The sequence below is a fragment of the Bradyrhizobium sp. OAE829 genome (genome assembly GCF_040546575.1).
Classification (GTDB): domain Bacteria; phylum Pseudomonadota; class Alphaproteobacteria; order Rhizobiales; family Xanthobacteraceae; genus Bradyrhizobium.
Genome location: NZ_JBEPOE010000001.1, coordinates 5,862,986 through 5,889,903, shown reverse-complemented (window position 1 = coordinate 5,889,903; position 26,918 = coordinate 5,862,986). Strand labels below are relative to the sequence as shown.

Annotated in this window: 37 protein-coding genes and 1 pseudogene; 14 read left to right on the top strand and 24 right to left on the bottom strand. The window is 61.3% G+C overall.

What is annotated here, in order from left to right:
- Positions 1–32: 32 nt before the first annotated feature.
- The 3 genes from ABIE49_RS28260 to ABIE49_RS28250 all read left to right on the top strand — a co-directional run bounded on the left by ABIE49_RS28260 (position 33) and on the right by ABIE49_RS28250 (position 2,050).
- The gene (locus tag ABIE49_RS28260; RefSeq protein WP_354067014.1) at positions 33–1,031 is read left to right on the top strand and encodes a transglutaminase-like domain-containing protein; all 999 of its coding nucleotides are present in this window, start codon (positions 33–35) and stop codon (positions 1,029–1,031) included.
- Positions 1,032–1,127: 96 nt separating this feature from the next.
- On the top strand, positions 1,128–1,532 hold the full coding sequence (locus ABIE49_RS28255) for a DUF4864 domain-containing protein (RefSeq protein ID WP_192739930.1): 405 nt from the start codon (positions 1,128–1,130) through the stop codon (positions 1,530–1,532).
- A gap of 140 nt (positions 1,533–1,672) precedes the next feature.
- Positions 1,673–2,050 carry a rhodanese-like domain-containing protein gene (locus tag ABIE49_RS28250; RefSeq protein ID WP_192739929.1) on the top strand — a complete coding sequence of 126 codons (378 nt, stop codon included), beginning with the start codon at positions 1,673–1,675 and terminating at the stop codon, positions 2,048–2,050.
- Between the two features lie 156 nt (positions 2,051–2,206).
- Here the strand turns inward: ABIE49_RS28250 and ABIE49_RS28245 are convergent, their stop codons facing one another.
- Positions 2,207–3,442 carry an MFS transporter gene (locus tag ABIE49_RS28245; protein WP_354067013.1) on the bottom strand — a complete coding sequence of 412 codons (1,236 nt, stop codon included), beginning with the start codon at positions 3,440–3,442 and terminating at the stop codon, positions 2,207–2,209.
- A 148-nt stretch (positions 3,443–3,590) separates the two neighbouring features.
- Entirely contained in the window at positions 3,591–5,144 is a 1,554-nt protein-coding gene (locus ABIE49_RS28240; RefSeq protein WP_192739928.1) for an amidase family protein, read from the bottom strand.
- Between the two features lie 49 nt (positions 5,145–5,193).
- Here ABIE49_RS28240 and ABIE49_RS28235 point away from each other — a divergent pair, with 49 nt between their 5' ends.
- Together ABIE49_RS28235 and ABIE49_RS28230 are read left to right on the top strand one after the other, a co-directional pair.
- Positions 5,194–5,805 (top strand): hypothetical protein, encoded by a 612-nt coding sequence (locus ABIE49_RS28235; RefSeq protein ID WP_192739927.1) that lies wholly within the window; start codon positions 5,194–5,196, stop codon positions 5,803–5,805.
- A gap of 224 nt (positions 5,806–6,029) precedes the next feature.
- Positions 6,030–7,256, top strand: coding sequence for an SMP-30/gluconolactonase/LRE family protein (locus tag ABIE49_RS28230; protein ID WP_192739926.1), 1,227 nt, complete (start codon positions 6,030–6,032; stop codon positions 7,254–7,256).
- A gap of 367 nt (positions 7,257–7,623) precedes the next feature.
- On the opposite strand, the gene ABIE49_RS28225 is transcribed toward ABIE49_RS28230, so the two are convergent.
- The 3 genes from ABIE49_RS28225 to ABIE49_RS28215 all read right to left on the bottom strand — a co-directional run bounded on the left by ABIE49_RS28225 (position 7,624) and on the right by ABIE49_RS28215 (position 8,431).
- Positions 7,624–7,881, bottom strand: coding sequence for a DUF3551 domain-containing protein (locus ABIE49_RS28225; protein WP_192739925.1), 258 nt, complete (start codon positions 7,879–7,881; stop codon positions 7,624–7,626).
- 172 nt (positions 7,882–8,053) lie between these two features.
- A complete protein-coding gene (locus ABIE49_RS28220; RefSeq protein ID WP_192739924.1) occupies positions 8,054–8,236 on the bottom strand; it encodes a hypothetical protein in 183 nt (60 codons plus the stop codon).
- Positions 8,237–8,278: 42 nt separating this feature from the next.
- On the bottom strand, positions 8,279–8,431 hold the full coding sequence (locus ABIE49_RS28215) for a hypothetical protein (RefSeq protein WP_192739923.1): 153 nt from the start codon (positions 8,429–8,431) through the stop codon (positions 8,279–8,281).
- A 235-nt stretch (positions 8,432–8,666) separates the two neighbouring features.
- Here ABIE49_RS28215 and ABIE49_RS28210 point away from each other — a divergent pair, with 235 nt between their 5' ends.
- Entirely contained in the window at positions 8,667–8,846 is a 180-nt protein-coding gene (locus ABIE49_RS28210; RefSeq protein ID WP_192739922.1) for a hypothetical protein, read from the top strand.
- Between the two features lie 187 nt (positions 8,847–9,033).
- Positions 9,034–10,008: a dihydrodipicolinate synthase family protein gene (locus tag ABIE49_RS28205; RefSeq protein WP_192739921.1), complete on the top strand. Its 975-nt coding sequence runs from the start codon at positions 9,034–9,036 to the stop codon at positions 10,006–10,008.
- Between the two features lie 6 nt (positions 10,009–10,014).
- Here ABIE49_RS28205 and ABIE49_RS28200 read toward each other — a convergent pair whose 3' ends face one another.
- Positions 10,015–11,118 carry a SecDF P1 head subdomain-containing protein gene (locus ABIE49_RS28200; RefSeq protein ID WP_354067012.1) on the bottom strand — a complete coding sequence of 368 codons (1,104 nt, stop codon included), beginning with the start codon at positions 11,116–11,118 and terminating at the stop codon, positions 10,015–10,017.
- 158 nt (positions 11,119–11,276) lie between these two features.
- On the opposite strand from ABIE49_RS28200, the gene ABIE49_RS28195 reads away from it, so the two are divergent.
- Complete coding sequence (locus tag ABIE49_RS28195) at positions 11,277–12,482, top strand: amidohydrolase family protein (RefSeq protein ID WP_354067011.1); 1,206 nt, start codon at positions 11,277–11,279, stop codon at positions 12,480–12,482.
- 33 nt (positions 12,483–12,515) lie between these two features.
- Here ABIE49_RS28195 and tenA read toward each other — a convergent pair whose 3' ends face one another.
- Positions 12,516–13,184, bottom strand: coding sequence for a thiaminase II (gene tenA / locus ABIE49_RS28190; RefSeq protein WP_192739919.1), 669 nt, complete (start codon positions 13,182–13,184; stop codon positions 12,516–12,518).
- Positions 13,185–13,411: 227 nt separating this feature from the next.
- Between tenA and ABIE49_RS28185 the strand changes: the two genes are divergently transcribed.
- Entirely contained in the window at positions 13,412–13,636 is a 225-nt protein-coding gene (locus tag ABIE49_RS28185) for a hypothetical protein (protein WP_192739918.1), read from the top strand.
- Positions 13,637–14,060: 424 nt separating this feature from the next.
- On the opposite strand, the gene ABIE49_RS28180 is transcribed toward ABIE49_RS28185, so the two are convergent.
- From ABIE49_RS28180 to ABIE49_RS28170, 3 genes are all read right to left on the bottom strand, one after another.
- On the bottom strand, positions 14,061–14,201 hold the full coding sequence (locus tag ABIE49_RS28180; RefSeq protein WP_192739917.1) for a hypothetical protein: 141 nt from the start codon (positions 14,199–14,201) through the stop codon (positions 14,061–14,063).
- A 56-nt stretch (positions 14,202–14,257) separates the two neighbouring features.
- Positions 14,258–14,443 carry a hypothetical protein gene (locus ABIE49_RS28175; protein ID WP_192739916.1) on the bottom strand — a complete coding sequence of 62 codons (186 nt, stop codon included), beginning with the start codon at positions 14,441–14,443 and terminating at the stop codon, positions 14,258–14,260.
- A 114-nt stretch (positions 14,444–14,557) separates the two neighbouring features.
- Positions 14,558–14,722 (bottom strand): hypothetical protein, encoded by a 165-nt coding sequence (locus ABIE49_RS28170; RefSeq protein WP_192739915.1) that lies wholly within the window; start codon positions 14,720–14,722, stop codon positions 14,558–14,560.
- A 312-nt stretch (positions 14,723–15,034) separates the two neighbouring features.
- Here ABIE49_RS28170 and ABIE49_RS28165 point away from each other — a divergent pair, with 312 nt between their 5' ends.
- Complete coding sequence (locus tag ABIE49_RS28165; protein ID WP_354067010.1) at positions 15,035–16,345, top strand: TadE/TadG family type IV pilus assembly protein; 1,311 nt, start codon at positions 15,035–15,037, stop codon at positions 16,343–16,345.
- Between the two features lie 5 nt (positions 16,346–16,350).
- On the opposite strand, the pseudogene ABIE49_RS28160 reads toward ABIE49_RS28165, so the two are convergent.
- A pseudogene (locus ABIE49_RS28160) lies at positions 16,351–16,455 on the bottom strand (IS5/IS1182 family transposase); the annotation flags it as partial.
- The gene (locus ABIE49_RS28155; RefSeq protein ID WP_192739914.1) at positions 16,456–17,202 is read right to left on the bottom strand and encodes an alpha/beta fold hydrolase; all 747 of its coding nucleotides are present in this window, start codon (positions 17,200–17,202) and stop codon (positions 16,456–16,458) included.
- Between the two features lie 780 nt (positions 17,203–17,982).
- Here ABIE49_RS28155 and ABIE49_RS28150 point away from each other — a divergent pair.
- A complete protein-coding gene (locus ABIE49_RS28150; RefSeq protein WP_192739913.1) occupies positions 17,983–18,168 on the top strand; it encodes a hypothetical protein in 186 nt (61 codons plus the stop codon).
- Positions 18,169–18,498: 330 nt separating this feature from the next.
- Here the strand turns inward: ABIE49_RS28150 and ABIE49_RS28145 are convergent, their stop codons facing one another.
- The 6 genes from ABIE49_RS28145 to ABIE49_RS28120 form a co-directional block, all read right to left on the bottom strand.
- Positions 18,499–19,548 (bottom strand): MBL fold metallo-hydrolase, encoded by a 1,050-nt coding sequence (locus ABIE49_RS28145; protein ID WP_192739912.1) that lies wholly within the window; start codon positions 19,546–19,548, stop codon positions 18,499–18,501.
- Positions 19,549–19,885: 337 nt separating this feature from the next.
- On the bottom strand, positions 19,886–20,167 hold the full coding sequence (locus ABIE49_RS28140; protein WP_192739911.1) for a hypothetical protein: 282 nt from the start codon (positions 20,165–20,167) through the stop codon (positions 19,886–19,888).
- Between the two features lie 531 nt (positions 20,168–20,698).
- Positions 20,699–20,932, bottom strand: a complete 234-nt coding sequence (locus ABIE49_RS28135) for a hypothetical protein (protein ID WP_108522855.1) — start codon at positions 20,930–20,932, stop codon at positions 20,699–20,701.
- 135 nt (positions 20,933–21,067) lie between these two features.
- Positions 21,068–21,220 (bottom strand): hypothetical protein, encoded by a 153-nt coding sequence (locus ABIE49_RS28130; protein WP_192739910.1) that lies wholly within the window; start codon positions 21,218–21,220, stop codon positions 21,068–21,070.
- 351 nt (positions 21,221–21,571) lie between these two features.
- A complete protein-coding gene (locus ABIE49_RS28125) occupies positions 21,572–21,835 on the bottom strand; it encodes a DUF3551 domain-containing protein (RefSeq protein ID WP_192739909.1) in 264 nt (87 codons plus the stop codon).
- 81 nt (positions 21,836–21,916) lie between these two features.
- Positions 21,917–22,045: a hypothetical protein gene (locus ABIE49_RS28120; RefSeq protein ID WP_354067009.1), complete on the bottom strand. Its 129-nt coding sequence runs from the start codon at positions 22,043–22,045 to the stop codon at positions 21,917–21,919.
- A 319-nt stretch (positions 22,046–22,364) separates the two neighbouring features.
- On the opposite strand from ABIE49_RS28120, the gene ABIE49_RS28115 reads away from it, so the two are divergent.
- Positions 22,365–22,631, top strand: a complete 267-nt coding sequence (locus tag ABIE49_RS28115) for a DUF3551 domain-containing protein (protein ID WP_192739908.1) — start codon at positions 22,365–22,367, stop codon at positions 22,629–22,631.
- A 32-nt stretch (positions 22,632–22,663) separates the two neighbouring features.
- Here ABIE49_RS28115 and ABIE49_RS28110 read toward each other — a convergent pair whose 3' ends face one another.
- The 5 genes from ABIE49_RS28110 to ABIE49_RS28090 form a co-directional block, all read right to left on the bottom strand.
- Positions 22,664–22,843, bottom strand: coding sequence for a hypothetical protein (locus ABIE49_RS28110; protein ID WP_192739907.1), 180 nt, complete (start codon positions 22,841–22,843; stop codon positions 22,664–22,666).
- Positions 22,844–23,061: 218 nt separating this feature from the next.
- Entirely contained in the window at positions 23,062–23,301 is a 240-nt protein-coding gene (locus ABIE49_RS28105) for a DUF6894 family protein (RefSeq protein WP_192739906.1), read from the bottom strand.
- 314 nt (positions 23,302–23,615) lie between these two features.
- Complete coding sequence (locus tag ABIE49_RS28100) at positions 23,616–23,822, bottom strand: hypothetical protein (protein WP_192739905.1); 207 nt, start codon at positions 23,820–23,822, stop codon at positions 23,616–23,618.
- A gap of 189 nt (positions 23,823–24,011) precedes the next feature.
- The gene (locus ABIE49_RS28095; protein WP_192739904.1) at positions 24,012–24,707 is read right to left on the bottom strand and encodes a Crp/Fnr family transcriptional regulator; all 696 of its coding nucleotides are present in this window, start codon (positions 24,705–24,707) and stop codon (positions 24,012–24,014) included.
- Positions 24,708–25,424: 717 nt separating this feature from the next.
- Positions 25,425–25,580 (bottom strand): DUF2934 domain-containing protein, encoded by a 156-nt coding sequence (locus tag ABIE49_RS28090; RefSeq protein ID WP_192739903.1) that lies wholly within the window; start codon positions 25,578–25,580, stop codon positions 25,425–25,427.
- Between the two features lie 15 nt (positions 25,581–25,595).
- Between ABIE49_RS28090 and ABIE49_RS28085 the strand changes: the two genes are divergently transcribed.
- Positions 25,596–26,042, top strand: a complete 447-nt coding sequence (locus ABIE49_RS28085) for a hypothetical protein (protein WP_192739902.1) — start codon at positions 25,596–25,598, stop codon at positions 26,040–26,042.
- 91 nt (positions 26,043–26,133) lie between these two features.
- Complete coding sequence (locus ABIE49_RS28080) at positions 26,134–26,322, top strand: hypothetical protein (RefSeq protein ID WP_192739901.1); 189 nt, start codon at positions 26,134–26,136, stop codon at positions 26,320–26,322.
- Positions 26,323–26,442: 120 nt separating this feature from the next.
- Here ABIE49_RS28080 and ABIE49_RS28075 read toward each other — a convergent pair whose 3' ends face one another.
- Complete coding sequence (locus tag ABIE49_RS28075) at positions 26,443–26,829, bottom strand: response regulator (RefSeq protein WP_192739900.1); 387 nt, start codon at positions 26,827–26,829, stop codon at positions 26,443–26,445.
- Between the last annotated feature and the right edge of the window lie 89 nt (positions 26,830–26,918).

Sequence of the window (26,918 nt, the reverse complement as noted above, 5' to 3'; positions counted from 1 at the left end):
CAAGCAGGTATTCAGCCAAGAAAGTATTTCGAATGAAGCTGCGCGTCGGATTCGAAATGCTCTACGATTTCCCGCAGCCGACCCCCATGATCATGGTGCTGGGCACGCATTTCACGCGCGCCTCCGATGTCATCGTGCCGGACTTCCTAACCACCACGCCTGCGGTCGAGATCACCCCCTATCGCGACATGTTCGGCAATTGGTGCAGCCGCATGGTGGCGCCTGCGGGCCGCCTCCGTCTTGCCGCCGATGGCGTCGTTCGCGACTCCGGCCTGCCCGATCAGGTGTTTGCCTCGGCGGTCCAGCACGCGGTCGAGGATCTGCCCGCGGACACACTGGTCTATCTGCTCGGCAGCCGTTATTGCGAAACCGACCGGCTTTCTGAAATCGCCTGGCAATTGTTCGAGAAGACGCCGCCGGGCTGGACGCGGGTGCAGGCGATCTGCGACTTCGTGCATCGCCATATCGCGTTCGGCTACGAGCACGCCCGCGCCACCAAGACGGCGTGGGAGGCCTATAGCGAAGGCAAGGGCGTCTGCCGCGACTATGCTCATCTCGCCATCACGTTCTGCCGCTGCATGAACATTCCGGCGCGCTATTGCAACCGGCTATCTCAGCGACATCGGCACGCCAAAACCCTGGGCCGTGGGGGATTTCGCCGGCTGGTTCGAGGCCTATATCGGCGGGCGATGGCACATGTTCGATCCGCGCAACAACGTGCCGCGGGTCGGCCGCGTGCTGATTGCGCAGGGCCGCGATGCCTCCGACGTGCCGATCACCCAGACCTTCGGCCCGAACACGCTGGCGAGTTTCAAGGTGTGGACCGACGAGGTCACCGCATGAGCGAACCACACCCTGCCCTCAGCGCCGACGAATTCGCCTCCTTGCGCGAAGTCAGCAAGGGCGATGCGCAGCGTGAAATTCCCCAGCTGCACTGGGAGCGGCTGGTAGGTCTCGGATATGCAGTGCGCCGGCTCGGCGAACTCGGCTTGACTGCGTCGGGCCTGCGGCGCCTGGCGAGCGGCCAATAGCCCCTTACAGCCGGAGCCACTTGCACCGCTGGCGAGATGGATGCAACTTTCGGCCGACTTGGCCGTAACTAGTAGCATCAGCCAGGGAACATCCGCATGCGCGCTCTTGCACTCCTCGTGGTCTTCCTGATCGGCCTGGGCTCGCCGGCCTTCGCCGACGACGTTGCCGCCGCGCAAAGCGTGATCCGCGCGCAGGAGCAGGCTTTTGGCCGCGACGATTCCGCCGCCGCCTATTCTCACGCGGCACCGTCGATCCAGCAGATTTTTCCGGAAGCCGATATCTTCATGCAGATGGTCCGGCAGGCCTATCCACCAGTGTACCGCCACAAGAGTTTTGAATTCGGCGAAGCCCGCGCAGCGGGTGGCCAGATCGGCCAGCGCGTCCACATCGTCGATGCCAATGGCGAGGCATGGGAGGCGTTGTATACGCTGGAGCAGCAGCCCGACGGCAGCTTCAAGATCACGGGCTGCTCGTTGTTGAAGGCAGGCCAGGCGGTGTGAGACACATGTTGCGACAGAGGGCCGCACCAAGCCTCGGCATCAGAATTCGCACGCAGTCCTTTGCCATTGCAACCGCCGGGGGTTTACGCCTTACTCGCCCCAATGGACGCGACCGCGTCTTGATCCCGGAGGAAACAAAAATGAAAACAGTGCAGACGATGCTGGCCGAGGCCGAAGCCGAGGTGCCGCGTATCAGCCCGGATGAAGCGAAGAAACTGGTTGGCCGGGCCGACGTGTTGTTTCTCGACGTCCGTGAACCGGCTGAGGTCGCAGCATCGGGCAAGGTCCCGGGCGCGCTCGCCATCCCGCGTGGACTTGTGGAATTTCGCGCCGATCCAGCTTCCGCGCTGCACGACGCGGCGTTCGATCGATCCAAGACGGTGGTCGCCTACTGCGCATCCGGTGGGCGCTCGGCGCTGGTCGGCAAGACCCTGAAAGACATGGGATACGATAACGTCCGCAACCTTGGCGGCTTCAAGGGCTGGCTGGAGGCCGGCGGCGAAGTCGAAAAGGGATGATCGGCGCGAGCATGATCCAGACCCGCAGGGCCGCGTTAGCGCAAAGCGGGTAGCGATTTTCCCCTCGCGACAAACGCGGAAAAGCGTTTGCGCCGGAGATCATGCACACACAAAAAGATGGAACGGGATGACGGTTCGAAACAACGTCATCCCGATCTAGGCCATCGCCATCCGCTGCCGCGCGCGCATCAGCAGCAGCACCATGATGGCGATGTTGACCAGGTTCCAGGCGACGCCGTTGGTAAACGCCGCGGCGTAGGAGCCGGTGGCGTCGAAGATCACGCCGGATATCCACCCCCCGAACGACATGCCGAACACCGAAGCCAGGATCACGAACCCGACGCGTGTCGCTGCCTCCGAAGCCGGCATCGTCTCGCGGACGATGATGGCGTAGCTCGGCACGATGCCGCCCTGGAACAGCCCGAACATCGCGGAGATCAAATAGAGCGAGGTCAGGCCGTCGAAGAACAGATAGAACAGCAGCGCGGTGCCTTGCGCGACCGAGCCGATCAGCAGCGTCGGGATGCCGCCGATCTTGTCGGCCAGGAAACCAGAGCCGATCCGGCTGATGATGCCAAGACCCAGCATCAGCGACAGCATTTCGGCGCCGCGCGCCACGCCATAGCCGAGATCGTTGCAATAGGCGACGATGTGAACCTGCGGCATCGACATCGCCACGCAGCAGGAGATGCTGGCGAGCCCCAGGATCACGGTGAGCGCATTGGTTGACAGCTTCAGGTCGAGCCGCGGCGGCAGCGCGTTGGCGTGGCTGCGGCGCACCCCTGCGCCCATCAGCACGCGCAAGCCGATCAGCGCCAGCGTCATCGCCACGGCGGTGAAGATACCGACGGCGATATGGGTGGTGCGCCAGTCATAGGTCTGCATGCCCCAGTTCACCAGCGACGGCCAGACCGCGCCGCCGATGTAGTTGCCGCTGGCGGCGATCGCGACCGCCAGCCCGCGGTAGCGCTCGAACCAGTGCGAGGCTTCCGCCATCAGCGGGCCGAAGGTTGCCGCCGAAGAAAGCCCGATGGCAAAATGCACGAGAATGTACGGCCAGATCGACCATGACATGCCGGCGACGATATAGCCGAGGCCCAGAATACTGATGCCAAGCCCGATCGCGGTGACGATACCGTAACGGTCGGATATCTTGCCTGTTATCACCTGGCCCAAACCGAAACCGAGCATCATCATGGTGAAGGCCAGCGACGCCGTGCCTCGCGTGGCGCCAAAATCCTGCTGCACCACCGGCAGCGCGACCACCACCGACCACATGCCGACGCTGCCGAGCGAGCCGATCAGCACGGCCACGGCAAGCCGGGCCCAGGCTCGGCGCGAGTCGGGAACGAACAGTTCGGAATCTCGAATGAATTCAGAAGAAATTACCACGGCGGGCGCAACTTCTAGCGCAATTGCCTAGAGGTCAAGCCACAATGGCGCGATATTGGGCATGCAGATGTGGAGGGGGTGCGCGTCATATGACGAGCACCTCCCCCTCAGAGCATTGGCGCCTACCCCTCAGAGCAATGGCGCCTGCTCACGCCATCTGCTGCCACAATTTTTGTACCAGCACGCCGGCGCGTTTTTCGATCGCCGCCGCGGCATCGAGCGCAAGGTCCTCGCGATAACGTCCCGCGATCAGCTGCACGCCGATTGGCTTGCCCTCGTGCAGTGCGACGGGAACCACCGCGGACGGCAGGCCCAGCACGTTGATGGCGGAAATGAACCGCAGATCGTTGAAGAACATCTCGGCCACGCGTTCAGGGCTGGTCGTATCCGCGCGCGGCCCGGGCGTCGGCATGACCGTGGTCGGCGCCAGCACGACCGGATAATCCTCAAAGAAGGCTTGCCAGGCGCGAATATGACCGCTGCGCGCGGCCGTCGCACGCATCCAGCCCGCCAGATCGAGCGTGTTCGCCTTCAGCTTGATACCGCCCCACGCGGTGTGGAAATGCTCCGAGGCTACCGCCAGCATTCCGGCCTCCTGCAGCACGGCGACTTCATTGACGATGATGTCGCACCAGGTCTGCCAGACGCCATTAATATCGGGCACCTCGACTTCGCTGACGCGATAGCCCCCGCGCTCCAGATGGTCGGCGGCCTGCTTCAGCGCCGCGCGCACCGACGGATCGACGTTCATGTCGGCGGGCAGCTTCGCCAGCGCGACCTTGATCGGCCCTTTCGGTTTCGGACCCGCCAGCGGTGCCGGCACCCACCAGGGATCGCGCGGATCGCGCTGGCACATCACTTCAAGGCCGAGCCTGACGTCGCCGACGCTGCGCGCCAGCGGTCCCTGCGCCGACATCAGGTGCGCGAGCATCGGCCGCTCGGCCGAGGCGCTTTGATTGAAGGCGGGGATACGGCCTTGCGTCGGCTTGATGGTGGCGACGCCGTTGCAATGCGCCGGCCAGCGCAGCGAGCCGCCGATGTCGTTGCCATGCGCGATCGTACCGATGCCAGCCGCGACCGCCGAGCCGGCGCCGCCCGATGATCCGCCGCAAGTGATATCGGGGTCCCATGGGTTGAGCGTCAGCCCGTGCAGCGGATTATCCGTGAAGCCGCGGAACGAGAATTCGGGCGTGTTGGTCAGCCCCAGCACGACAGCGCCGGCCTTCCTGAGGTTGCGCACCACAGGCGCGTCTGATGGAGCGATGATGTTCATTTGCGCGGGCACGCCATTGGGATTGGGCCTGCCTTCGTAATCGACATTTTCCTTGATCGTGATCGGCACGCCATGCAGCAGGCCGAGTTCTTTGCCTTTCGCCCGTGCCTGGTCCGCCGCCCTGGCGGCCTTGAGCGCTTCGTCGGAGAGGTCGACCACAATCGCGTTGAGCTTTGGATTGATCGCGCGCATCCGCGCGACGTGAGCCTCCGTCACCTCGACCGAAGAAATCGCGCCGGACCGGATGGCGGCCGCGGTCTCCAGCGCCGACCATTGCCAGACCGGCCCCTTGGGCGTGGCCGGCTTGCGCGAGGCAGTCTTTTTCCCGGTCTTGCTGGCCGCCTTCGTGGCTGCGCGGACAGTCGTTTTTTTCGACGATTTCTTCGCGGGCGTCCTTTTCGAAGCGCGCTTCACAACTCTCTTGGCCAATTCGGTTCTCCTCCAATTGCGCGGCGGAGGTTATGGGCCGAGAGGCCGCGTGTCGAGGCTTGCGCGGCGGACCAACGAGCTTCGCCAATCGATTGATTCAAAAGCGATCGATGCGAGCAAGCGCGGTCCAATCGCAAAATGCGCCGGGAGGCTGAACGGCGATCGAATGGGAAAGGCGCATTTCCATCGGCATTTCCGTGATCCGGATCACTTTTTCAAAGGCGCGGATCGTTCAGGCTGCGCGCGGGCTCGGGACCACCGCCCGGTCACCCCTAACGGATTTGTGAGCGGCGATAGTGAAGCAGCTCACGATTGCCGCCGCGCGTCTCGACTTACAAACGCGAATGCAACGTGGGAGCTGAACATGCCAAGAGACTTAACGAGAGTCCTGCGCCATGACGTCACTCAGCGTACACATAAAGATTGGGCGATCGCGATCCCGGTTGGATTGGTGATCGCGGGCGTGCTGGGCTTCGTCGCCTTTTATCCGAAGCCGTCACATCTATCCAAAGCCGGACAGGCTGAAACCGTGGGTGTGGTCACCGCGAAGCCGGAGCCGGTCCCCGCTGCAAGGAAGCCGGTCCGCTACGAAGCGACCATCGAAAACTGGAAGCGCTATCGCGCGGCAACCAAATCTGCCGAGAATCCTCCGGCGGATTGAGCCCTCCTGATCTGCGAGCGGACCAGCGGAGTGCTGACATCCCGGCGATCCCCTTCGCGCGCCACCGCCTTCCGGCGGACAGAGATCAACGGGTAAAGCCATCTTGCACTGCATCCTTCAGCCCCGGGCTGCATCGAAAGATGCTCGCAACCGAGGCCGGGCCGGCATAGCCTTGTCCCCGCTTGGCCGGATCAACCGGCCGGCGCATATCCTGGGAGGAAGTGATGACACGCGACGTGCAGCGCGATCCGCAATCCATGATTTCACGACGAACGCTGGTCCACGGCCTGGCGCTCGCCGCGGGGGCCACCGTGGCGGGGGCCGGCACCGCGCTGGCCCAGCAGGGCGGCGCGGTGGGCCCGCCATCCGTGGTCACCACCCCGCCGCGCGATTTCAGCCCCAGAGGCGCGCCGACCACCTATTTCTGGGACCCCGATATCATCGCGGTCGATCCGTCGTTCAACGACCTCGCCCAGCCCAACGCGCCAATCCAGCGTCTCCATACCGGACTGTTGTGGGCCGAAGGCCCGGCCTGGAGCTCGCAGGGCCGCTATCTCCTGTGGAGCGACATTCCCAATAACCGCCAGATGCGATGGACCGAGGATGACGGCCGCGTCAGCGTATTCCGCACCCCGTCCAATAATTCCAATGGCAACTCGTTCGACTTCCAGGGCCGGCAGCTGTCCTGCGAGCATCTCACCCGCCGGGTGGTGCGCTACGAGCACGACGGCACCGCGACCGTGCTCGCCGATAATTTCGGCGGCAAGAAACTCAACTCGCCGAACGACGTCGTCGCCCATCCCGATGGCAGCTACTGGTTCACCGACCCGCCCTATGGCGGCCAGCTCTATGAGGGCGAACCGGACGTTGCGGGAGGTCCCAGCAATCCTGCCGGCAAGCTCAACCCTCGGATCGGCCAGCCGGCCGGCTTCGCGCCGGGCAAGCGCGAGCTGCCGACCAATTGCTACCGCATCGACCCCTCGGGCCGCGTCGACCTGGTCGTGACCGAGGAGCAGGTGCCCGATCCCAACGGCCTCTGCTTCTCGCCGGACTACAAAAAGCTCTACGTCGCCAGCACCGGCAAAGGGCCCGGCGATACCGGGCCGGGCGGCAAGGGCGACATGTTCGTGTTCGATGTCGGCACCGACAACAAACTGTCGAACCACAAGCGGTTCAGCGACTTCATGGTGGACGGCGTCAAATGCGGACCGGACGGCGTGCGCTGCGACGTCAACGGCAATGTCTGGGCTTCCAGCAATGCCGGCCGCGCCGTCGGCTATAGCGGCGTGACGATATGGTCACCGGACGGCAAGTTGATCGGCCGGATCCGCCTGCCCGAAGTGTGCGGCAACGTCTGTTTCGGCGGGCCGAAGCGGAACCGCCTGTTCATGGCCGCCAGCCAGTCGCTCTACGCCGTGTACACCGCAACCCAGGGCGCCGGTCCCGGCTGAGCCGTTCGGCGCCGCGCGAAACAGCGAAGGGAGAAGCCGGCGCAACCCGCCGGCTTTTTCATGCCGCACAGCCCTCGATGCAGTCTGGTTTCGAGAAGTCCTGTCTCGAAAAACTTCTGGCATGCTCACGCTTGTGCGCGACCATGCGCACGCGTGGGGTCTCCGCAGTCATACGGAGCCAAATCGCGGCGTCTGTGTGCTAGATTGAACAGACGCTTTACCACTGTTCGATATTAATGTCGGCGTTTCATTACCAAACAATTTTTACGAGGGCCCGGCAGGTGTGCCGGGCTTTTGTTTTTCGGCCGTGTGGATGGCGGGTCAGCGGAGTCTCAACGCGCGCAGGGCGGATCGAGCCCAGCGGTCCTCAATAGTCGCGGCGAGGCTTTTTATTGGGTCGCTTTCCGCCCTCGTAATAGGGATTGACGACGCATTGTGCGGCGCGGCCCGATGCCGACATATTGCACTGTGGAATCGAGGTGTAGCCGCATTCGAAGTAAAAATCGTTCCGGCCTGTGTAGACCTGCAGGCAGACGGGATATTTCGGATCATAGGTCTGGGCGTACGCCGACGGCGCTGCCACCACCGCCGCAATCGCCAACGCGGCCAACGTCAGAATGCGCATCAGAACTCCTTGGACGGCAGAATTGCCCGCTGCCGGGATAACCCCGCGCTGGAGCCGGTAGTTCTCCCAAGGAAGCGGCGCATGCCCGATCTGGAAACCCCGACGCTACACCGCGCCGTCGATGGAGGCCTGCAGCCGATTGAACCCGGCTGCAGGTCAAGCTTACTCGCGATCACTTGCCGATATTTCCGGCGATTGTCCTTGTCGATTCATTCATGGCGCGGAGCATGTTGGTGGTCAGTTGTATGGCCATCTGCCGCTGAGACAGCAGGCTTTGCAGACGGATCATGTACAGTTCGCCACCGCAAACCCGGTCGAGTTCTGTTTCTGCCAATTCGTGCGCACGGTTATTCATGTCGTTTTCCCCCAGTTGGATGTCTCGGTAATAAACGTTCGATCAGCGGATCGGGAAGACGACCTTCGGCAGCGGCTGCTTCGGGAACAGCAGCTTCAGGATGTCAAGGATGCAGCCACCTTCGATCACGCCGCCGGCCACGATCTCCAGTTCCTCGATCGCCAGTTCACGGTTTTCGGTATTGCGCTTGGTCATGACATGTCTCCATCGGTTGAGAATGAGGTGAAGAGCGCTACTGCTCGTCATGACGCGACACTACGATCGCCGATCTCGGATTACCGTGACGATCGTCACATGCGCCGGAATGACGGGCGCGAATGAGGCCGATGCTTCAAACCGTGACGTACCTCACGGCACGTCACTCGCGCGAACCTAGCCTGCCCAGTCTGACGATGCGGATGGTCCCTTCGTCCCACGGCAGGAGACAGATATGGAATCCGGGCAAATCGAAACCAACCCGCTCAGGGAAACCGAACTCGATACGATCTCGGGCGGCCGCACTTGTAACCACGCTCCGCCCAGGATGGAAGTGAGCATACCGTTCGGCGGCCAGGTGCTGGTGATCTGGGCGACCTCCACTTGCTCCGGCACCTACTGGTACGTGAAATGACGCACAGGCTGCCAGCCTTGGCGGCCTCGCGTGTCCGCTTCGGGAGGATGATCGCGCGTCAGAACCGCGGCGCTTTCGCGGACGCATGGCTGCGTCGTTGATCCCGGCTGGTTCGCATCTCCCGGCCGTGATAATCATGGCGAAGCGGCCAAGCTTGAAAAAGAAACGTGACGGGAGATCGCCAACCATGGCCCACTTCAAAGCGGCGCGCTTCAAGGACTTCGTACCCCAGGGGGTGATCCCCGCGGTGCTGCTGCCGTTCCACGACGATCTCACCATCGACGAGCCGAGCTTCCGCAGCCATCTGCGTGACGTCGCGGCTGTCGATGGCCTGTCGGCGGTGACGATCAATGCGCATTCGACCGAAGTGGCCTCGTGCACATCAGATGAGCAGAGCCGGGTGCTTGAGGTCGCAGGCGACGAGATCGGCGACCGGCTACCATTGATCCATGGCATCTGGGCGGACGGCAGCCTGGAGGCGGCGCGGATCGCAAAGCGTGCGCAGGCCGGCGGCGCTTCGGCGCTGCTGGTATTTCCGCCGGCGCCCTTCACGCTCGGCCAGACCGCTGAGATGGCGCTCGCGCACTTCAAGGCGATCGCGGCGGCCTCCGATCTGCCGCTGATCGTTTTCCAGTATCCGCTGGCGACCGGACAAGGTTATCCGGCGGCGACGCTGACCCGCCTGCTCGACGAAGTCCCCACCATCCGCGCCATCAAGGACTGGTCACAAAGTGTGCCGCAGCACGAGGCGCATGTAAGGATGCTGCAATCGCGAAAGCAGCCGGTCAACGTGCTCTCCACCAACAGCGCCTGGCTCATGAGTTCGCTGGTGCTCGGCTGCAACGGATTGCTGTCGGGAAGCGGCAGCGTGATCGCCGATCTGCAGGCCCGGCTGTTCGGGGCGGTTACCGCCAACGACCTTGCCGAGGCGCGGCGGCTGAACGATCGCATCTATCCGCTGATGGGCGTGTTTTACGCCGATCCCTTTGTCGACATGCACAACCGCATGAAGGAGGCGCTGGTGCTTCTCGGCCGCCTGCCGCGCGCCGTGGTGCGGCCGCCATTGGTCAAGATCAGCGAGCCGGAGATCGCGCGGATTCGCGAGGCGCTGGTGGCCGCGGGTCTGCTCGATGAATCCGGCAAGCGGCGCGAAGCTGCCTGACGTAGCTTACTGTTTGCCGGCGGTCGCGACCGGTTCGACCACCTGCTGATCGACGACGCTCAGGCGCCCCGGCAGCGCTCCTGAACGCACCAGCATCGCGACGTTGTTGGCGTCTTCGATCGTAAAGTTGCCCGATATGATCGCCGAGCCACCCGTGATCGGCTCGCTGATGACCGATTCCGACAGCACCCGGTCGTCAACGACGATCGCAAACGGCTTTCCGATATTGTCCTGCGTGATGGTGGCGAAGCGCCGGGCGCCGCGCGCATTCAAGCGGAACGACGCGATCGGCTGCTGGGTCCGCGGGTCGATCGAGGGTGACGCATCGATGATATCGTCGCCCTCCATTGCGATCTCCTTCAGGACCACAGAAGGCTCCCTGGTCTTGAAGTGGTAAAGAATTTCGGATGTCGGCGGCACCGGACCTTTCTGAGCCAGCGCGGCGATCACGGACACATCGACAAGGCGAAACGTCACCCGCCCTCGCTTGCCGAGCATCGCGCTCACGCGCTCGGGATCCCTGACGCCCGGCAACAGCACGCGAAGCCGGTCGGCCCCGTCGGGCTGCACGCTGGCGTCCCTGATGCCGGCGTTGCGCAGGCGTTGGTCGATCATCTCGCCGGAATGCCTGACCAGTTCGCGCAGGCGCTCGGCGAATCCCGCCTCCGTCGGCATCAGCCGGATCAGCCCGTCACCGCTGTCACTGACGCTGATCGTCTGTGCGCCGGAAGGCGAGTCTTTCGTGGATGGCACCAGCTTGGCCAGCACGCGTTGCCGGTCCTTGGGTTCGGCAATCCGGACCTCGACGCCGCCGTCGCGCATCGCCAGACCGGAGAACGGAATGCGCCCTTCCCGCACGGTCCGATACACATCATCGCGCAGTTCAGTCACGACTGCTTCGCGCAACGCGGCGCTATCGACCTTGAACTGAATCCTGGAGCCGCCTTGCCTGGCCAGCGCCTTCTCCGCGTTGGCCGCAATCGCCGCGCGCATCTTGTCGACCGCTTGCGCGTCATCGGACGTCGCGCGCGGGGCGGCTATGGCCGAACACGCGGCGGACGCCAGCATGAAGGCGACGAGAAACCCAGCCGTCTTGCCCCGCACGTTCATGGTCACAGCGTCCTCTCATCCGGCGGCACTGATGTGCCAGTCCTTTAGTGCCGGAGGGGCGCGCCGAGGTTCAATGGTTCGGGGCGCGGGTGCAAACGCCCCCTTGCCAAAGACCCGGCACCGATATGAACTCTCCCAGCCATCATGGGAGACGTCGCGTGAGCCCGATCGATACACTGTTCACCAACGCAAAATTCGCTGACGGTTCGCTCAATGATGTCGCCGTTGCGAACGGACGCATCAGCTCCGTTTCGAGGGCGGGAACCCAAACCTCCACCGGTGCGCCGACACGCGATCTCGGCGGAGCGCTGATCGTTCCCGGATTTGTCGAAGGACACATCCACCTCGACACCAGCTTCTATGGCGACGACTGGAAGCCCCACAAGCCCTATACCAGCGGCTTCAATGTCCATGAACGCGTCGCCTTTCAGGCGCAGAATTTCGCCGAAGCGGCTCCCGTGGAAGTCCGCGCCCGAAATCAGCTCGAGCTTTGTATCGGCCATGGTTCGACGCATATGCGCAGCCATGTCACGGTGGACGGCACCATCGGGCTGCAATCGCTGGAGAAGATTCTGGCAGTGCGTGAGGCCTACCGGGGTATCATCGATATCCAGCTCGTCGCGTTCCCGCAGAGCGGTATCCTGCAAAGCCCGGGGACAGCTGAACTGCTCGATGCAGCGGTGGCGATGGGCGCTGATCTCGTCGGCGGCATCGATCCCGCGAGCTTCGATCGCGATGTCGAAAAACATCTCGATGTCGTGTTCGGCATCGCGGATAAGCGCGGGGTCGGCGTCGACATTCATCTGCACGATAGCGGAACGCTTGGAATCTTCGAGATCGAACAGATTGCGGCGCGGTCGCGCGCGCTCGGCATGGGCGGCCTTGTCGCCATCAGCCACGCCTATGCGCTCGGCGATGTCGCCACGGACATCGCCAAACGCACGGCCGACGTTCTGGCGGAAAGCGACGTTGCGATCATGACCAACGCGCCCGGACGCCGGCCCTTTCCGCCTGTCGCGCTTCTGCGTGAGGCCGGCGTCACCGTATTCGGCGGCAGCGACAATATCCGGGACTCCTGGTGGCCATACGGCGATGGCGACATGCTGGGCCGCGCCAACATGATCGGCTACCGCTCCGGCTTCAACACCGACGGCGAATTGGGGATCGCCCTTGACGTCGTGACCAGGGCCGGCGCGAAAGCGCTGCGGCTTAAGGGCTATGGGCTTGAGGTCGGCGACAAGGCCGATTTCGTGACCTTGAATGCGCAGCACGTGCCGGAGGCGGTGGTGGCGATACCTCGCGGGCGATCGGTCTACAAGAATGGAAAGCTCGTGGCCCGCGATGGCCAGCTGGTCCGATCGTAAGCCTGCCGGGACCCTGGACCTGCCAGCTACCTATCAAGACTTGTTCAGGCGCCAGCCCATTTCCCAGAAATCGGCTTCGAGCCGGGTTGCTTCCTTGAAAATTGCGATCAGCTCCGCCTCGCGGGCCGGCGTCGCGTAGCGATCGGCCAGGGATTCCAGATGCGCCCGCGCCTTCGCTGCGACCTCCTGATAGGGCGCGCCGGCATATTCGGCGATCCAGACGCGATACGGGTTGGTTGCGAGCAGCGCGTTCGGGTGCGCGGCGAGCCTTGTTGCGATCTCGGCGTAGCCGATCACGCAAGGCGCCAGCGCCACCTTCAGCGACAGCAGGTCGCCGCGCATTCCGGCGTCGAGCACGTAGCGGGTATAGGCCAGCATCTCGACCGCCGGAGGGGCTTTTTCGAGATCGCCGGGCGACAGCCCCCAGCCGGCGCAGAGTTTGACGTGCAGGTCCATCTCGACGTCGAGAATCGCCGAGAGGCCGGCCGCCGCCTCGCGCATGTCCGCCAGCTGAGACGACTTGTAGACCGCGAGCGCGTAGGCGCGCGCAAACTCGATCAGGAACAGATAGTCCTGAACGAGATAGTGGCGAAACGCCGCCTCGGCGAGCGAGCCGTCCGCCATGGCGTTCGTAAAGGCATGCCCGGTATAGGCGCGCCACTCGGCGGATGCTTCGGTCTTCAATCGCTCGAAGAAACTCATGATCTTTCGCTGGGCTGGCTTTTCAACGGATGGCTTGTCCGGTGATAACAGACCCCTGCGGCACGGGACAATGCCCCGCTCCGCGCAGAAGCATTTCATGGCCAGACGGAGCACGACGGCAGCTTGAACGCTGCTGCGACGTTTTGCGCCTCGCCCAGCCTTCCGGCGCCGGAACTCCGCGGTACCGACCGCCGTTGACGTGCATGGCAACCATTCTGCGAAAACCCGTGATCATTGCCGCGATTGTCGCGGCCGTCTCGATTATCACCATCATCCTGGTAGATCACACCAACCTGATCGTTGACCGACGGGCTCCCCAGACGCCTCCCGGCACGACATTCAACACGGTGAATGACGCCGGCGCGACGGTCAATCCGACCCGGCCTGAATCGGCGATCAAGCCGACGCCGCCCGGCCCGGCACCGGTTCAGCCGGCCATTCCGGCCAAGTAGCCGACGGCCCGTGCCGGCGAGCAAAAAGCCCCCAGCACTGGCGTCTCGAGACCGACGGAAGCCGGAAGTGCGTGCAACTTAAAACAGTCCGCTTCGCGCCAATGGGTCAGATCTTGAATCCCTGACTGCTGCAAAACCACCAGGTGGTACGGGCATCCCACCCTTTTTTGTCCAGCATCGACAGGCATTGGGTGTAGCTGGTGGCTGTAGGTTTTGAGCACTGCACAGGCGACATAACGGGCCACGAACTACCGGAGCATTTGCTCTCGGCATTCGCTGGTGCGACTGACAGGATTGTAACAGCTAGGCCAGCAACGAAGAGTGACGCGACTCTCATGGCGATCTTCTCCCCCACTTCGCGGGACAGCGAATGCCATCCCAGAGCGCAAGCGCCGGATGACTATCCTCTCGGTTGCGTTCCAATTCAAGACAGACCATTGATTAAATTTTCGAACATGGCCAGCATCCGCCGTTCGCCAGCAAACAGCGCTATAGCGGATTGGCGACAGCGCAATCCGCCGTCCGGACCAAAGACAAAATGGCGAATGACGCCGAAACCTGTCATTGGGCCGCGCCTTGCGCGCGTGACCCATCGGCTAGTCGGCCCCCGGCCCTACCGGGTCACTTGGCGTAGCCCTGGGATCGGAGCCACGCGATCTTGCGGTTTCCGTTCATCCAGTCGTCAGCATCTGCCTTGCTGGTCAGCCCGGTGATCTCGCGTTGTTCGCTGCCCGGATAGTCTGCCTGGATAGTCCAGTCGTCATCTGCGATCCGGACGGTCTTGAAGGTCACTTTTGCTTTTGCCATGAAACCTTATGCACCATCCGGAGCGGACTGTGTGAGGTTTCTCGCGACTGGAACCAGCGCGCAGGCAATGAAAAAGGCCGCCAACCGAGGCGGCCTTGCAAGCTGAAGTGTCAATTATCGGACGCCGTTATGGTTGGGCGGGCATTTGCCTTCACCCTTCGACTCGGCGACGCGCCGAGCGCCGCGCTGGATCCCGGCTACTGCCATATCAGTGATCATTGAGCCACCGGCCACGGCGCCAAGTTCGATGTCGGTCAAGATTGAGGTCTGTTTGGTCATTGTCCCACTCCGTGTTTGGCGAAGGCCGCCGTTGATCTGGAGCGAATGCCGGGTGACGATCCCGTGGACTGTGACCGCCGTCACTCAGCACGCAGGGGACGCCAACCAGGACGGACAAGCGAGAGCCTTGATCCGCCTGCTCAAATTGAAGGCATGACGGCAAAAATTCCGTAGAAGTACGCAAATCGCGCACGGCCAACGCAGCGCCTCCGGGAAATCGCGGGGATCGTTCAATGGAACTTTAGTGTTTGCCGTCTAACAAGCGCGGCACCGACCATTACCGGCTGACATAGATCCGAGGCGAGCCCATCCGTGCGTGTTCAATTTTTTCGGGCTCTGGCCAACATTGCCAAATCGACGAGGATCGGCGCGATCGAATGCGTCGCCCGCTTTGGAAAAAACAGCTCGGGCAATATCGCCGTGCTGTTCGGGATTGTCCTGGTGCCCCTGCTGATCGCCGTCGGCTGCGCCGTCGACTATTCGGTGGCGAACAATCAGCGCACCAAGATGCAATCGGCGCTCGATGCCGCGATCCTGGCCGGCTCGATCGCCGGCAAACAAGCGCTCGATTCCGGCGCCAGCAGCACCGCGGCGATTGCGGCAGCCAATGCCGCCGCCGCCAATTTCTTCTCCGCCAATATAGCATCGGGCATCTCGGCCAGCATCAGTACCAACTTCACGATGAACGGCCTCACGCTTGCAGGAAAGGGAACGGCGACGGGCACCGTTTCCAACTCCTTCCTGAAGGTGGCCGGTCATCCGACCACGCAATTGTCGACGGCCTCGCAGTCGAGCTCGACGGCCCAACCTTACCTCAACGTCTATCTCCTGATCGATATCTCCGCATCGATGCTGTTGCCATCGACCCCTGCGGGCATCACGCAGATGATAAACGGCCAGGGCGGCTGCGCGCTGGCCTGTCACGACAAGGCCAACGGCACCGATTCATATGCATGGGCGCAGAAGAAGGGAATCGAACTGCGCTACCAGGTCGTCAATCAGGGCGTCCAGAATCTGCTGACACACCTCAACAGCAATTCCAGCCTGAAATCCCACGTCAAGGTCGGGCTGTGGTCGTTCGACGACAACCTGACGCAACTGACGGCTCCGACCTACACTTATTCGATGGTATCAAGCAATTTTCCGGCGCCTGCGCTTGCCAGCACCGACGCATCGGCGGCAACGCCTTTCAACAGCCTGATATCGAAATTCATCAGCGATGTCGGCCCCGCCGGTGACGGCAGCTCAGCGTCGAGTCCGCAGAAAATGGTGATCATTGCCACCGACGGCGTCAACGATCCGACACGCGCCTGGGTCTCGGAGCCATCGCTTCGATCGCAGGTCAAGGTCTTCGACACCGCCTTCTGCAGCACGTTCAAGAGCAAGGGCGTCACCGTTGCGATCATCAATACGCCCTATTATCCGATGACCTGGGACTGGGGTTACAACGTGACGCTCGGCCAGCCCGGCAGCCTCGGCGGCGCGACCCGCGTCGACGATATTCCGATCGCCTTGTCGGCGTGCGCAGGCAAATATTTTACGGTGGCGTCAGACGTCGCCTCGATCCAATCGGCGTTCACGAAGCTTTTTGTGGCGGCGTCGCCGATACGGTTGACGAACTAGCGCGTGGCGTTTTGGCGGGATGTTGGCCCATGCGCCTCGCCTCATGGCGAGCCCCTGATCCAATCGGCGTCATAGCCACGGTCGGCAAGCAAGGTTGATAAAGACCTGACCTAGCTGAGGTTTGCCAGGAACGCGTTTATCGCATCCGCTCCTTGTTTGGGCTGCTGGCACATCCACCAATGACCCGCTCCTTCCAGCACTGCGACTTTTGCGCCGGCGCGCTCGGCAGAACGGCGCGCGAGCGTTTCTCCGCCAACAAAGGAATCTTCCGTAGCGATAATCGCCAGGCCGGGTTTGGCAACGGCTCGCGGCAAGCTCGCACCGAGATCGCGCATCACCGGTTGAGCGGCTGATCTGTACAGCGACAACATCGCTCGACCCATGTCCGCGTTCGCACCTGCGATTATTTTCTGAGCGATTGCCTTGGTCATGCCCAGGCTCACGTACCGCTCGACTCGGGCCTCTGCCGGCATGGCGGCCATCTGTGCAAGCGCCTGCTCGCCGATTTCTGCCTTCTGCCAAGCCTGTGCCATGTCGTGCCAGACGTAATCAGGGTCGAAGGCGCCCAAAATATCACTTGCCCAGGACCGTATCAGATCTGGACGGTCCATCGCGATGCGGACGACATGTCCGCCACCCCAATCATGTCCCACAAGATCGACGGGCTGTGACAACTTGCCGAGTTCGAGGGCGAGCCAGTCGCGATAAGCGTCGGTGGAACAGTCGAAGCCCGAAGGGATTGCGGAGCCAAACCCGGGTGGAGACAGACGAACAACGTCGTGGTTGCGCAGATGCGGGACCAAGTCGTCCCATACAGCCTCTGTTTCAGGATTTCCGTGAACGAAAACAATCGTCATCGCAGATCCCCCTCAAACAACGTTTTCGCAATGCCTGTGCTTACCGCCGTAACCTATCGCTTCGACGTTAATGCGGAAAGCGGGCTTCAAGGTGGTTTTTTGGCCGGGTCACGATAAAATTGCGGTGGGCATGTCAGCTGATGGGCACTCATAATCCGATCACACCCGCTCTGCTCTCAGGGGCGGACATGGTCAGTTTGCCACGGCACGTCCGAAAAGTGCTGCCAGAAGCAGACATCGGTAAAGATGAGATCGGATGTCGCTACGCTACTATCAATGCCAATTAATGTTGGTAGTCGAGTGCGGAAGCCGCCAGCCGATCCTTCATCCGGCTGATCGAACGGAACCGCTATTGCGCCGATATAAACTGGAAATGGCGGAGCGCCTGAATACCGTGTCGATTGCTCGGAATTGACTCGCTATTGGACCGTCAAAAGGCGCAGGGTGATTTATCACCGTTTCGCGCTTTCGGCTGTTGTCGGTGACTGAGAGTGTTGAGCTCCCGCCTTGGTGAAAGGGAGATCCCATGCCCAAGAATTCCCCGCCTCCGATCTGCCCGAAGTGCAGCATGCCTATGCGATTTGTGCTCGTGAAGACGGGAGGACGCAAATTCCGCTGCGTCGATTGCGATGTAACAGACCTCCTTGAATTGCCGGAGGTCACCCAGCTTCTCACGGGCGAATTAAGACATCCGGGCTAAATTACCTCCGTTGGCTTTGATGCCGAAACTTACTGAGAGGCTGGCATTCATCCGACAGGCATAGGTCTTTGGAGGTCATCATGAATGACGCATTCTCGCTCTCAATCTCGGTAGGTATCATTGCCTTTGGATTTTGCATTGCTGCTAGCGCGATCGGCGCTGGCTCGTCTTGGGCCTGGATGCTCATAGGACTACTTCCCGTCATCGTAGGTACGATCAGCCTTTATCTGGCGATTCGCGAAGTCAATGTTGCGCAGCGGAATTGAGATTCAGTGAGTGTGGAGGACGGCAAGCGCCAGGGTTGATTGCTGGCAAGGAAAGGTCATTTTCGGAAGGTGCCCCTTGTGACAGGAATGTCGGTATGACCCTCGGCGACCGCTGGGGCGTGATGACCGCTTCGGGTCATCGCGTCGTTTTGACGGTCGGCCAGCCGCCTCCGGTCCACCCGATCAGCGGACATCCGCAGGGTTCGTCGGCACGTTTCAAACGAGCCATTTCGCACCTTCAGGCGCATCTCTGCCCTTGGGCCGTTTATGGCAATAGCGGCATCCCCGTCCTGCACTGTACGTCGATCGTGCTCAGTTGGTTACGCGCCTTCACTGGTGCGAAAGCTTTGAGCGTTGATTTCGCGCGTGGAGAATGCCGAAGGGGTCTTCGCGGCGGGCGAGCTTCCGATAGGTGATGAGGTCGTCCTCTTGGAACACGGGCCCCTCGCCCCGTCGCCCGACTGAGCCCGTACTTGGTCCCAACGGCAGCGAGGTGCCAACGCCCGCATAAAGGTAGCGGTCACCGAAGGCCTGCTTCAACGCAGCGAAGGTCGGCTCACCAGTGCAGTGGCCCGGAGCGATGTTCTCTACCTTGAACGTATCCTTGAGCGCTGCCACGGACTTGGTAATGACCTCGTCCGCTGCGACGACGAGGTGGAAGCCGCCGGCGATCAGACCAATTTTAGGATTGATGGTCGCCGCCGCCTCGACGATCTTTTCGACCCCCGGGTGCGCGCAGCCGACCACGAGCACTACGCCGTCCGAGGTGTTGACCGCTAAGGACAACTCTTTGAGCTCCCTCGTGCCGGGGGCGTCGGACACCAGTGCTATCAGGGTAATGCCTGGGGCGATTTCCGTCGTTTTGTCTACTAGCTCGATGTTGGCTCCCCGCCAGGCGGTGCCGAATTTCATGACTTCCGGCGGCCTGCCATCGTAGTAGCGCATCTCGGTCGGCAACGATTCGTCCTTTCGGTAGAAGCTCGATGGCAGCGACGAGCCGTAAATGCCGAACCCTTCTCTGGGTGCGTAGATCTTCACCGTCGGATTCACGCTCAGAACATGATTTAGGCCAGCCATGTGATCGGAGTGCCGGTGCGACAGGACGACGAAATCGATGTTGGTGAGGTCAACACCCTTCGCCTTGACGTTGGCTGCGAAGATGTCTGGATCGTTGCCAGTGTCGAACAAGATCCGTTTACCGGCGACCTCCACGAGCGCGGAGAAGCCCCAGTCCTTCTTCATTGCGGCATCGGTGCCGAAAGCGTCATAGAGGATGGTGATCTGGCTGTTGGGCTCAGCCGCGGCCGTTGTAGCAGGGGCAACCACGGCAGCGACGCCGCCAAGTGCGGCCGCAAAGAACAATGTTGCGCGAAGTTTCATGGAAGTCCTCCTTCTTTGAGAACACCCCCATTGAGTTTCTGATCGGAGCCTTGCGCGACTGCGCGCCGGGGTCGCTGCGCCAGCTGGCACGCGGCGGACGATCTTTGATCAGCCGGTCGCCGTTCCTGCCGCCATTCGGGAGTTTATCTCAAGGCGCTTTGGCCCGCTCATCAGCGCACGCATGGCTACGCCCTATTTCCGGAAGTGTCACGACAGAGTCGCGCCGCACAGCGTAGAGCGCGTTTCCGGTCCGCTGAAGCTATGGGTTATATAATGCATAGCGAGAAAGAGTCCTTTCTGGATGAGCGATGTCCGCAGTGGGTCAATCGCGTCACTTTTACAGCGCGCCGCGAACTTCCGCTCTTCCCCGATCAGCGGACATCGCCGATCGAGAAGACAGTTGAACAGCACCACCATCACTTAGAACGGTGAGCGCTTGCGCGCGCTCCCCTATCATCGTCGCGAACGCTTGTTCAAGTGCGTCCAGTCCGCGTGCTTCGGCCGGGACAAGCGACAACCCCAGCGGCCCGGCGGCGTCTCGCATCGACTTCAGACGCTCGAAATTGAGCGCAAAGTCCGGCGCTGCGCGACGATTGGGGGCATCAGCCAAGGCAGACATAGGTTTGGCCGCGCGGACGGCAAGGGGCTAGGTCAGCATCCCTCACTTGATCTTCCTTGAGCCGCGCCCAGTTCTAAGAAAGTTAGGTTTGATCGATAGGTTCTCGCACCGGCTAGCACCAACAAGAGACATAAGAGACCCATAGCGGCCACTGTCTAAGGCTAGAGCAAAGTCGAGCGCATCAATCCCAACTGTAAACGAAAGGACCGCCGGTCTCCGGTGGTCTTTTTGTTTGGGTGAGCCGGGGCGATCAGGTCCTCGTGATATGCTTAAGCCAACGCAAGGAGGGCTGGCATCATGCCTACCGGATTATTTAAAACACCAGATCAGTCGGCTCAGGTTGAATACGACGGCGTTTCCATCCCGATACCTAGGTCGACATACGAGAAGAACGGCTACAAGCCCGATTTCGACAAACTGCCCCTCGAAGACGAATATAAGGCGGCCCAGGAGAAGTTGCGTAATGCCCCGAGGCCCTAAAGGCACCCCCTCGGGCTGACTGCTATCTGCAGGATCACCCCTGAAAAACAATTATCGAAGGTGCTGCGCTTTGGCGATGTGTTGACCAATTTCGTTCGCCTGATTGGCTTCGCCGGCATCAGTCAACAAATGCTGAAGCTGGGTAGCACCAGTCAAATCCAAGCCGACCAGCGGATTTCCCGTTGATCGAAACCACAGTCGCGGCACGCCCAATTCATCTTTGCGGGCTTCGATTTCGCATTCGGTGGGTGGTATTCCGAACATGCTGAAGAACTCTGATTTCATCTCAGCCTCCTGTGCCCTATCAAATAATGTGGGAACGAAAATGCGACTGTAAAGGCAAAGAAACCGAAAGCGACCCCGACCGGCGATAGAGGAATTACCGAGGCCGCCCGGCCCGCCGCTACAGAGTTCCGATTTCTAACCGTCCTTCGACTTGGCAACCTCTCTCGCCAGTCGCTCAGCCTTGAGCCGTTCTAGGTTTTTGCGCAGCGCTTTTTGCTCCTGCTCGTATTCGTTCAGGGGCCTATCCGATGGACGGAGCTTGCTTGCTTCATTTTCACGTTTGCTCATGACGTGACCCTTTTGATGGATGGATCCCCACGACTGAATACCGCGCATCGTACTGGCTCAGACTAACATACTTGAAGGGGCCGATGTCAGTTCTGGCGGCGAACTAATGTCTCAATTGGGTCAAAGGGCGAAGTCCCGAAGTTTCTTGGAAAGTCTGCTTCACCCCCAAGAAGCGAACATCTCGCATTTATGAGTACGCGTCCTAGCGCTCAAGGCGGATGAGCTGAAGCGCCATCCGCCGTTCGAACCCAAGACAGGATGGCGGCGCCACCTGTTCATCGGGCCGCGCCTTGCGCGACCCGATGGGCTCACTCCGCCCTATGGCCCTGGCCGAAACAGGCCGCGCGCAGATCAGTACCGGTCGTAGTAACGGCCGCGCGGATAGTAGGCGTAGGCGTGCATGGGGTTGATGCCACAATAGGCGTCGGTCCCGTACGCGGTCGCCATGCACTGCTGATAGCTGGAGAACTGGCAATTGCCGGGATAGCCCCACTGGCGGCCTTGCAGGCAATAGCGATCCTGGATGCGCTCGGCTGCGGGTGCTGGCGACATCGATCCGACGACGGTCAAGGCGGAAACGGCTGCCAGAATGGCAAGGGAAACATTGCGGCGCATGGTCGAAACTCCGTGAATTGCTGTCAATCGCTTTCGATAGATAGACGGGCTAGCCCCTCGAAAAGTTCAACCTGGGGCGGATTAATTCCTGGTGATGTTCAGGGCGTTGATGACGTGGCTGGTCGCTGCCGGCGGATGATATCTGTTGTTGGGGTGCATCGCCGCCGCAACGAGCAGGGCGAGAATCACGAAGCCGACTATCTTGCGCATCGTCCCGCTCGGTGCTTGGCGAGGGCTCGCCGTTGATCTGGAGCAAGTGTGCCGAGGCTGTTCTTGCAGGAATGTGACCGGAATCACAAAGGCCGCCCAACTGAAGCGGCCTTATCCGTGTTGATGCTCAAGCCTGATAACGAAGCCTTGACCGAGGCGGCTAAATTCGAGGGCGTGCAGCCGGAGAAGCCGCGTTAGTATCAGTGACTGTGTTGCGCGTCTGTGCCGTGGCTTTGGCGGCAGACATTACGCTCCAGCAAGCGGCCTCGACAGTAAACCCGCGAGGCTGTTCCGGTTGGCGATTTCGAGGGATGTTCCGATGCGCATTCTGGCTTTGACGTTTCTAACGATTGGTCTGGTTACCGCAGCCGAACAAGCTCCGGCGCAGACCTATGACCCGGCGTTTCCAGTTTGTGCGCATGTCGTTCCGTGGGGCGGCGGTTCGTTTGAAGATTGCACCTATCATACGATGGCCCAATGCGCGGCATCGGCTTCCGGCCGCGCTGCGCAGTGCCAGCTCAACCCGTTTTACGCTCGTGCGGCAGCGCCGAGACAGGGCGAGCGGCGTTATCGCCGGGGTTACTGAGCCGGTCTAGCCGGCCCCGTTGGCGCCCCTGTTCATCGGCTGCCCGATTTTGAAAGGGCCCGGTCGACGGCCAGTACCACCTGCGTGATGGCCTCGCTGCGCGTTTTCGTTTCGCCGGTTTTGGTGGTGTGGTCGTCAAGCGTCACCGCCCATCGCCACGAATCGGGCTGGTCGCCTTCGAAAACCAGATAATTCTTGCCGCGGTATTCCATCGGAAAAAATTCGATACTTGTCTGCAATCAATGCCGGTCGCACTAATCTCCCAACATAACACGGTTCTGCATCCTAGCGCACGGTGAAATTCGTGCGCCGCAGCCGAACGGGCCGCGCTGGCAGGCCCGAAGCTTAAGGCGTTCCGGCCAGCCCTTGCCCTCCCTGGCAATGACGGCCTGACAAGGCTCAATGAAAAGGCCGCAATGAGATACTGGTTCTATTTCTCACGCAGCGCACGCGGCAGCGCGTCGCGCAGATGGACGGTATCCAGCACGTTTCCTGCTTCGTCCGCGATCAGAATCCTCGTTGGCATGCCGTCGATAGCGAGGACGATCCACTCGGCGAGCAATTCGCGCGCCGCGAGCAGCGCTTCCCGTCGCGCGGCGTCGAGGTCGGGCAGTTCGGTGCCGTCGGGATCGGTGTCCAGCTCATCGATGTGAAAATAATATCGCGGCATGGTTCTCAGCCACCAAGGCGAACACGCTTCTCAACATACACATTGGCAATAAGTTGCTGTGCCGGTCAGCGAGGAGGCGCCAGGGGCCCGCCAAGTTTTCCCGACTTCGCCTAGCGAGCAGACGAATGGCTAAAGGGCGGTTAGCGTGGAACATCATCGCCCGATTCCCAAAGTATTTATCGTTGACGGAGAGACGCTACTGCGCTCCCGCCTTCCCCGGAACACAAGCATGGCGCGCCTTGGTTCCACTTGGCGAATGGCACCACAACCCTGGACCCGGCCGGCCTTGACCTTCCGGATTTGGGCGCGGTCGATCACTTGCGCGATGCCAACCCTGGCGACGACAGCCACCGGTTCATGCGTGAAGCTGCTTCAGCCTGTTGCGCCCGGCGCAAGAGCAGCTCCCGGGCCATGCTGCCGGCAGGTTGATCTTCAGCCGCTTCCTTGAACCGCAGGGCCTCTTCCGCCAGCCGCTCCTCAAAAGTGGCCGTGTGCTGGATCCGTCTTCTCGTCTGGACCATGGCCTTTGTCCTCACACAAAACGCCCTTGGCGAGATTTTAATCGCGGTCGTCCGGATCGTCTGTCCGGTGCCCGACATTTTGAATTATCGCCGTGCCCGGGCCGCTGCTGGCATGCTTTCGCCTGCGCGAGAAGCGTGCGACGTGTTGCGCCGGCATTGCATCGGAAAATCGCACGCCCGGCCGGCAGCTCAGCTGTCGAAGATGCGCGCGTAGTGCGAATTGACGGCTGCATCGCACTCGCAAGTGCGCTGCTGAATCTTGGCAATGTCGATGATGTGAACCCGGCCTCGCGAATAGGAGATCAATCCGGCGTCCTGTAATTTTCCCGCCACTGCCGTGACGCTGGTTCGGCGGACGCCGATCATCTGGGCGAGAAATTCCTGCGTCAGCGACATGTCGTCGCCGACGAGTTGTTGCATCCTCAGGAGCCATTTGCAGGTGCGGGAATAGACGTCATGAACCGCGTTGCACGCACAGGTCTGTTGCACCTGCGCGAGGAAGAACTGTTCATAGTGCATCAGCGTCTTCCGGAGCTTGGGATTCTCCTGGGTGAGATCGCGCAGCCGGTCGGCATCGACAACCGAAGCGGACCCTGCAACCAGCATCACGACATGGTTCAGGGAGATCTTGTGATCCATCGCGGGGCCTGCGCCGTACTGACCGTCCCTGCCGATCATGCCGGTTTCGATCCGCCCGCCGTTGGACAACTCGACGACGCAGGAAATGATGCCGCCGTGCGGAAAGTATACCCTCTGGACATGCGCATGGGTTTCCGCGATCGCAAAACCTTGACGCAGCTCTGCGATGGCGAGGTGCGGTTCGAGCTGCGCGAACGTGGCGCGATCGAGCCGGGACAAAAGTTGATTTTCGCGATGACCGCGCATGGCGCTCACTTCCGGAAAAGGCGGGAGCGCGACGAACTCTCAGTCACCGAAAGATGCCCAGGACGGCGCGGCGATAATGTTATCTACCCGACATTTGCGGCCTTCGTCTGCCCGCTAGGCAACTCAAGGGGGCGACGCTGCCAGGATGGAATTCGACCACTCAGGCCGAACAGGCCAGCGGTTCCGCTCTGGCCTGTTCGTGGGTTGCGAGAAGGATACGGTGGAGGCTTCGCGCGGCGCTAGAGCAACGCAAGCGCGATACCAAAGCACGCGATCAGCGTCGCGGTGCTCAGTGACATCACGACCAGGGCCTCTTCCTTGTGCTTTTCCAAATCGTCCATTCTGATTTTACGCCGACGGAGCGGCTTTGTTCCGCTGCTCGTCGATCGCGCGGAGTTTCATTTCCGGAACTCTTGCGGCGGATGGACGAAAGCGCAATTCGCCGTTCGCCCCGAACACGGTAGAAGACGCCGGAGCCCGGACGAGCTTCACAGAAACCTAAATCGGCCTAACCGGACGATCTTGCCATGTGAGAAATGACGGCCTTCGCACTGCGGGAATAGTACGAGCCATGGAAATGCTCGTCCACAAAATGGAGCACAAGGAGAGCAACGATCGTGGCCGCCAACACCCTCATGCGAATATCGTCGCGCCAGGGACTTAACGGCAAGTAAAGAGGCCGCCAACCTTGTGCAGTCCTGAATCCGTCCTCGGGACTTATTCCAACCTGTCTTGCGGGGGAACGGGCGCACTATCGCGTTCGGCGATTTCCTTCTCTGCCTGTAGCCAAAAATCCATCTCCGAACCTTTCTTGCCGCTTTGCTCCCAAAGTTCGTATGCGCGCTGCCGAATCTTGTCGTCGTTGCCGGCCATGAATCTTTCCCTGTCTTGAAGCTCTACATATTGAATGCAGAACCAATTCAGCGGAACGCCGCGCGTTCCTTGGACCGCGCGCGTGTATTGCCGCACCCACCGCCATTGCTGCAAACAAAAATGGCGGATTGCGCCTTCGATTATTGGCCGGGCGCCTTCTGCGCCGGCGCCGGTGGAGCGCTCAATCGTCTGATCAGCAACGCCAACAATCCGGGGATCAGCGAGATGAGAAATCCGCAGGCGAGGATGGCGTTAAACGGTCCACCCAAGCCGACGATCGCGGGATACATCATCAGCAAGAACCCGTTGATCAAAACCACCGGGATTGCAAACGCTAGTCCGATCACCCAGTTCATTTCGTCGACCTGTGCCGTTGACGCGGGCGGCATCGTATCGAACAAACCAGGGGTTGCAAGGTCTCGGCGTGCAGCGCGTTGGAAGCGCGACCGGAGAAAGCCGTAGCGCATGGGCGGATCGGCGACAGGCCAAACGCCGGTAACGAAAAATTAACCCTGCCCGCGCCACCCTTTGATCAGATGGAGGGCACCCAAGAATGCAGGTTTTCAGACTGACGCTGAGTGACGGCGCGAGGAAATTCCACATCGCCATTCAGGCACCGGATGCCGCCGCCGCGGAGACGAAGGCCGCCGATTGTTTCGATACTTCGAAATGGCAGATACTGAATATCAGGCGCGCCGGCGTGGTGGCCGCCAGGCCGGAAGCGCAATCCGTCGCGGCTTGATCCGCCGGGAATGTGATCCGGCCCGCCGGCCGCGTTCGCTCAACCGGCCGCTGCCTTGTCTTCCTCATCCATACCGCGCGCCACGGATGCGCAGATCGGTCCGCTTCCGCGGCACATCGCCTATGTCGGCGGCGGTCCGGCATTGAGCAAATTGGAAATGGCGGTGACAAGCTGCGCCGGGGCAAAGGGTTTGGCGAGCAGAACACTGTTGGGGACGCCCTTGGAAGCCCACTCTCCTTCGTGAGTGCCGGTCATATAGATGACCGGCATCGCCGGATCGGTCTCTCTGGCCGCGCGAGCGACTTGCCATCCATTCAGGCTTCCGAGCAGATTGATGTCGGTCACGACCGCCCGGTATTGCGCTTCATCACCCTGGAGAAGCGCAATGGCTTCCTCTCCGGATGTGGTGATGGCTGATTTGAACCCGCCGTCTGCAAGCGCATCTTCGACGATGGCCTGGATAAGCTGGTCGTCCTCGACGACCAGTATGGTAACCGCATGATCCACTTCAACCGCTCCCTGCTGCAGCGTTGCAGTCCTCCGGCAGGGTAAGTGACGCTGGAAAGATTCGTTCCCAAACAATGTTCAAAAGTGAA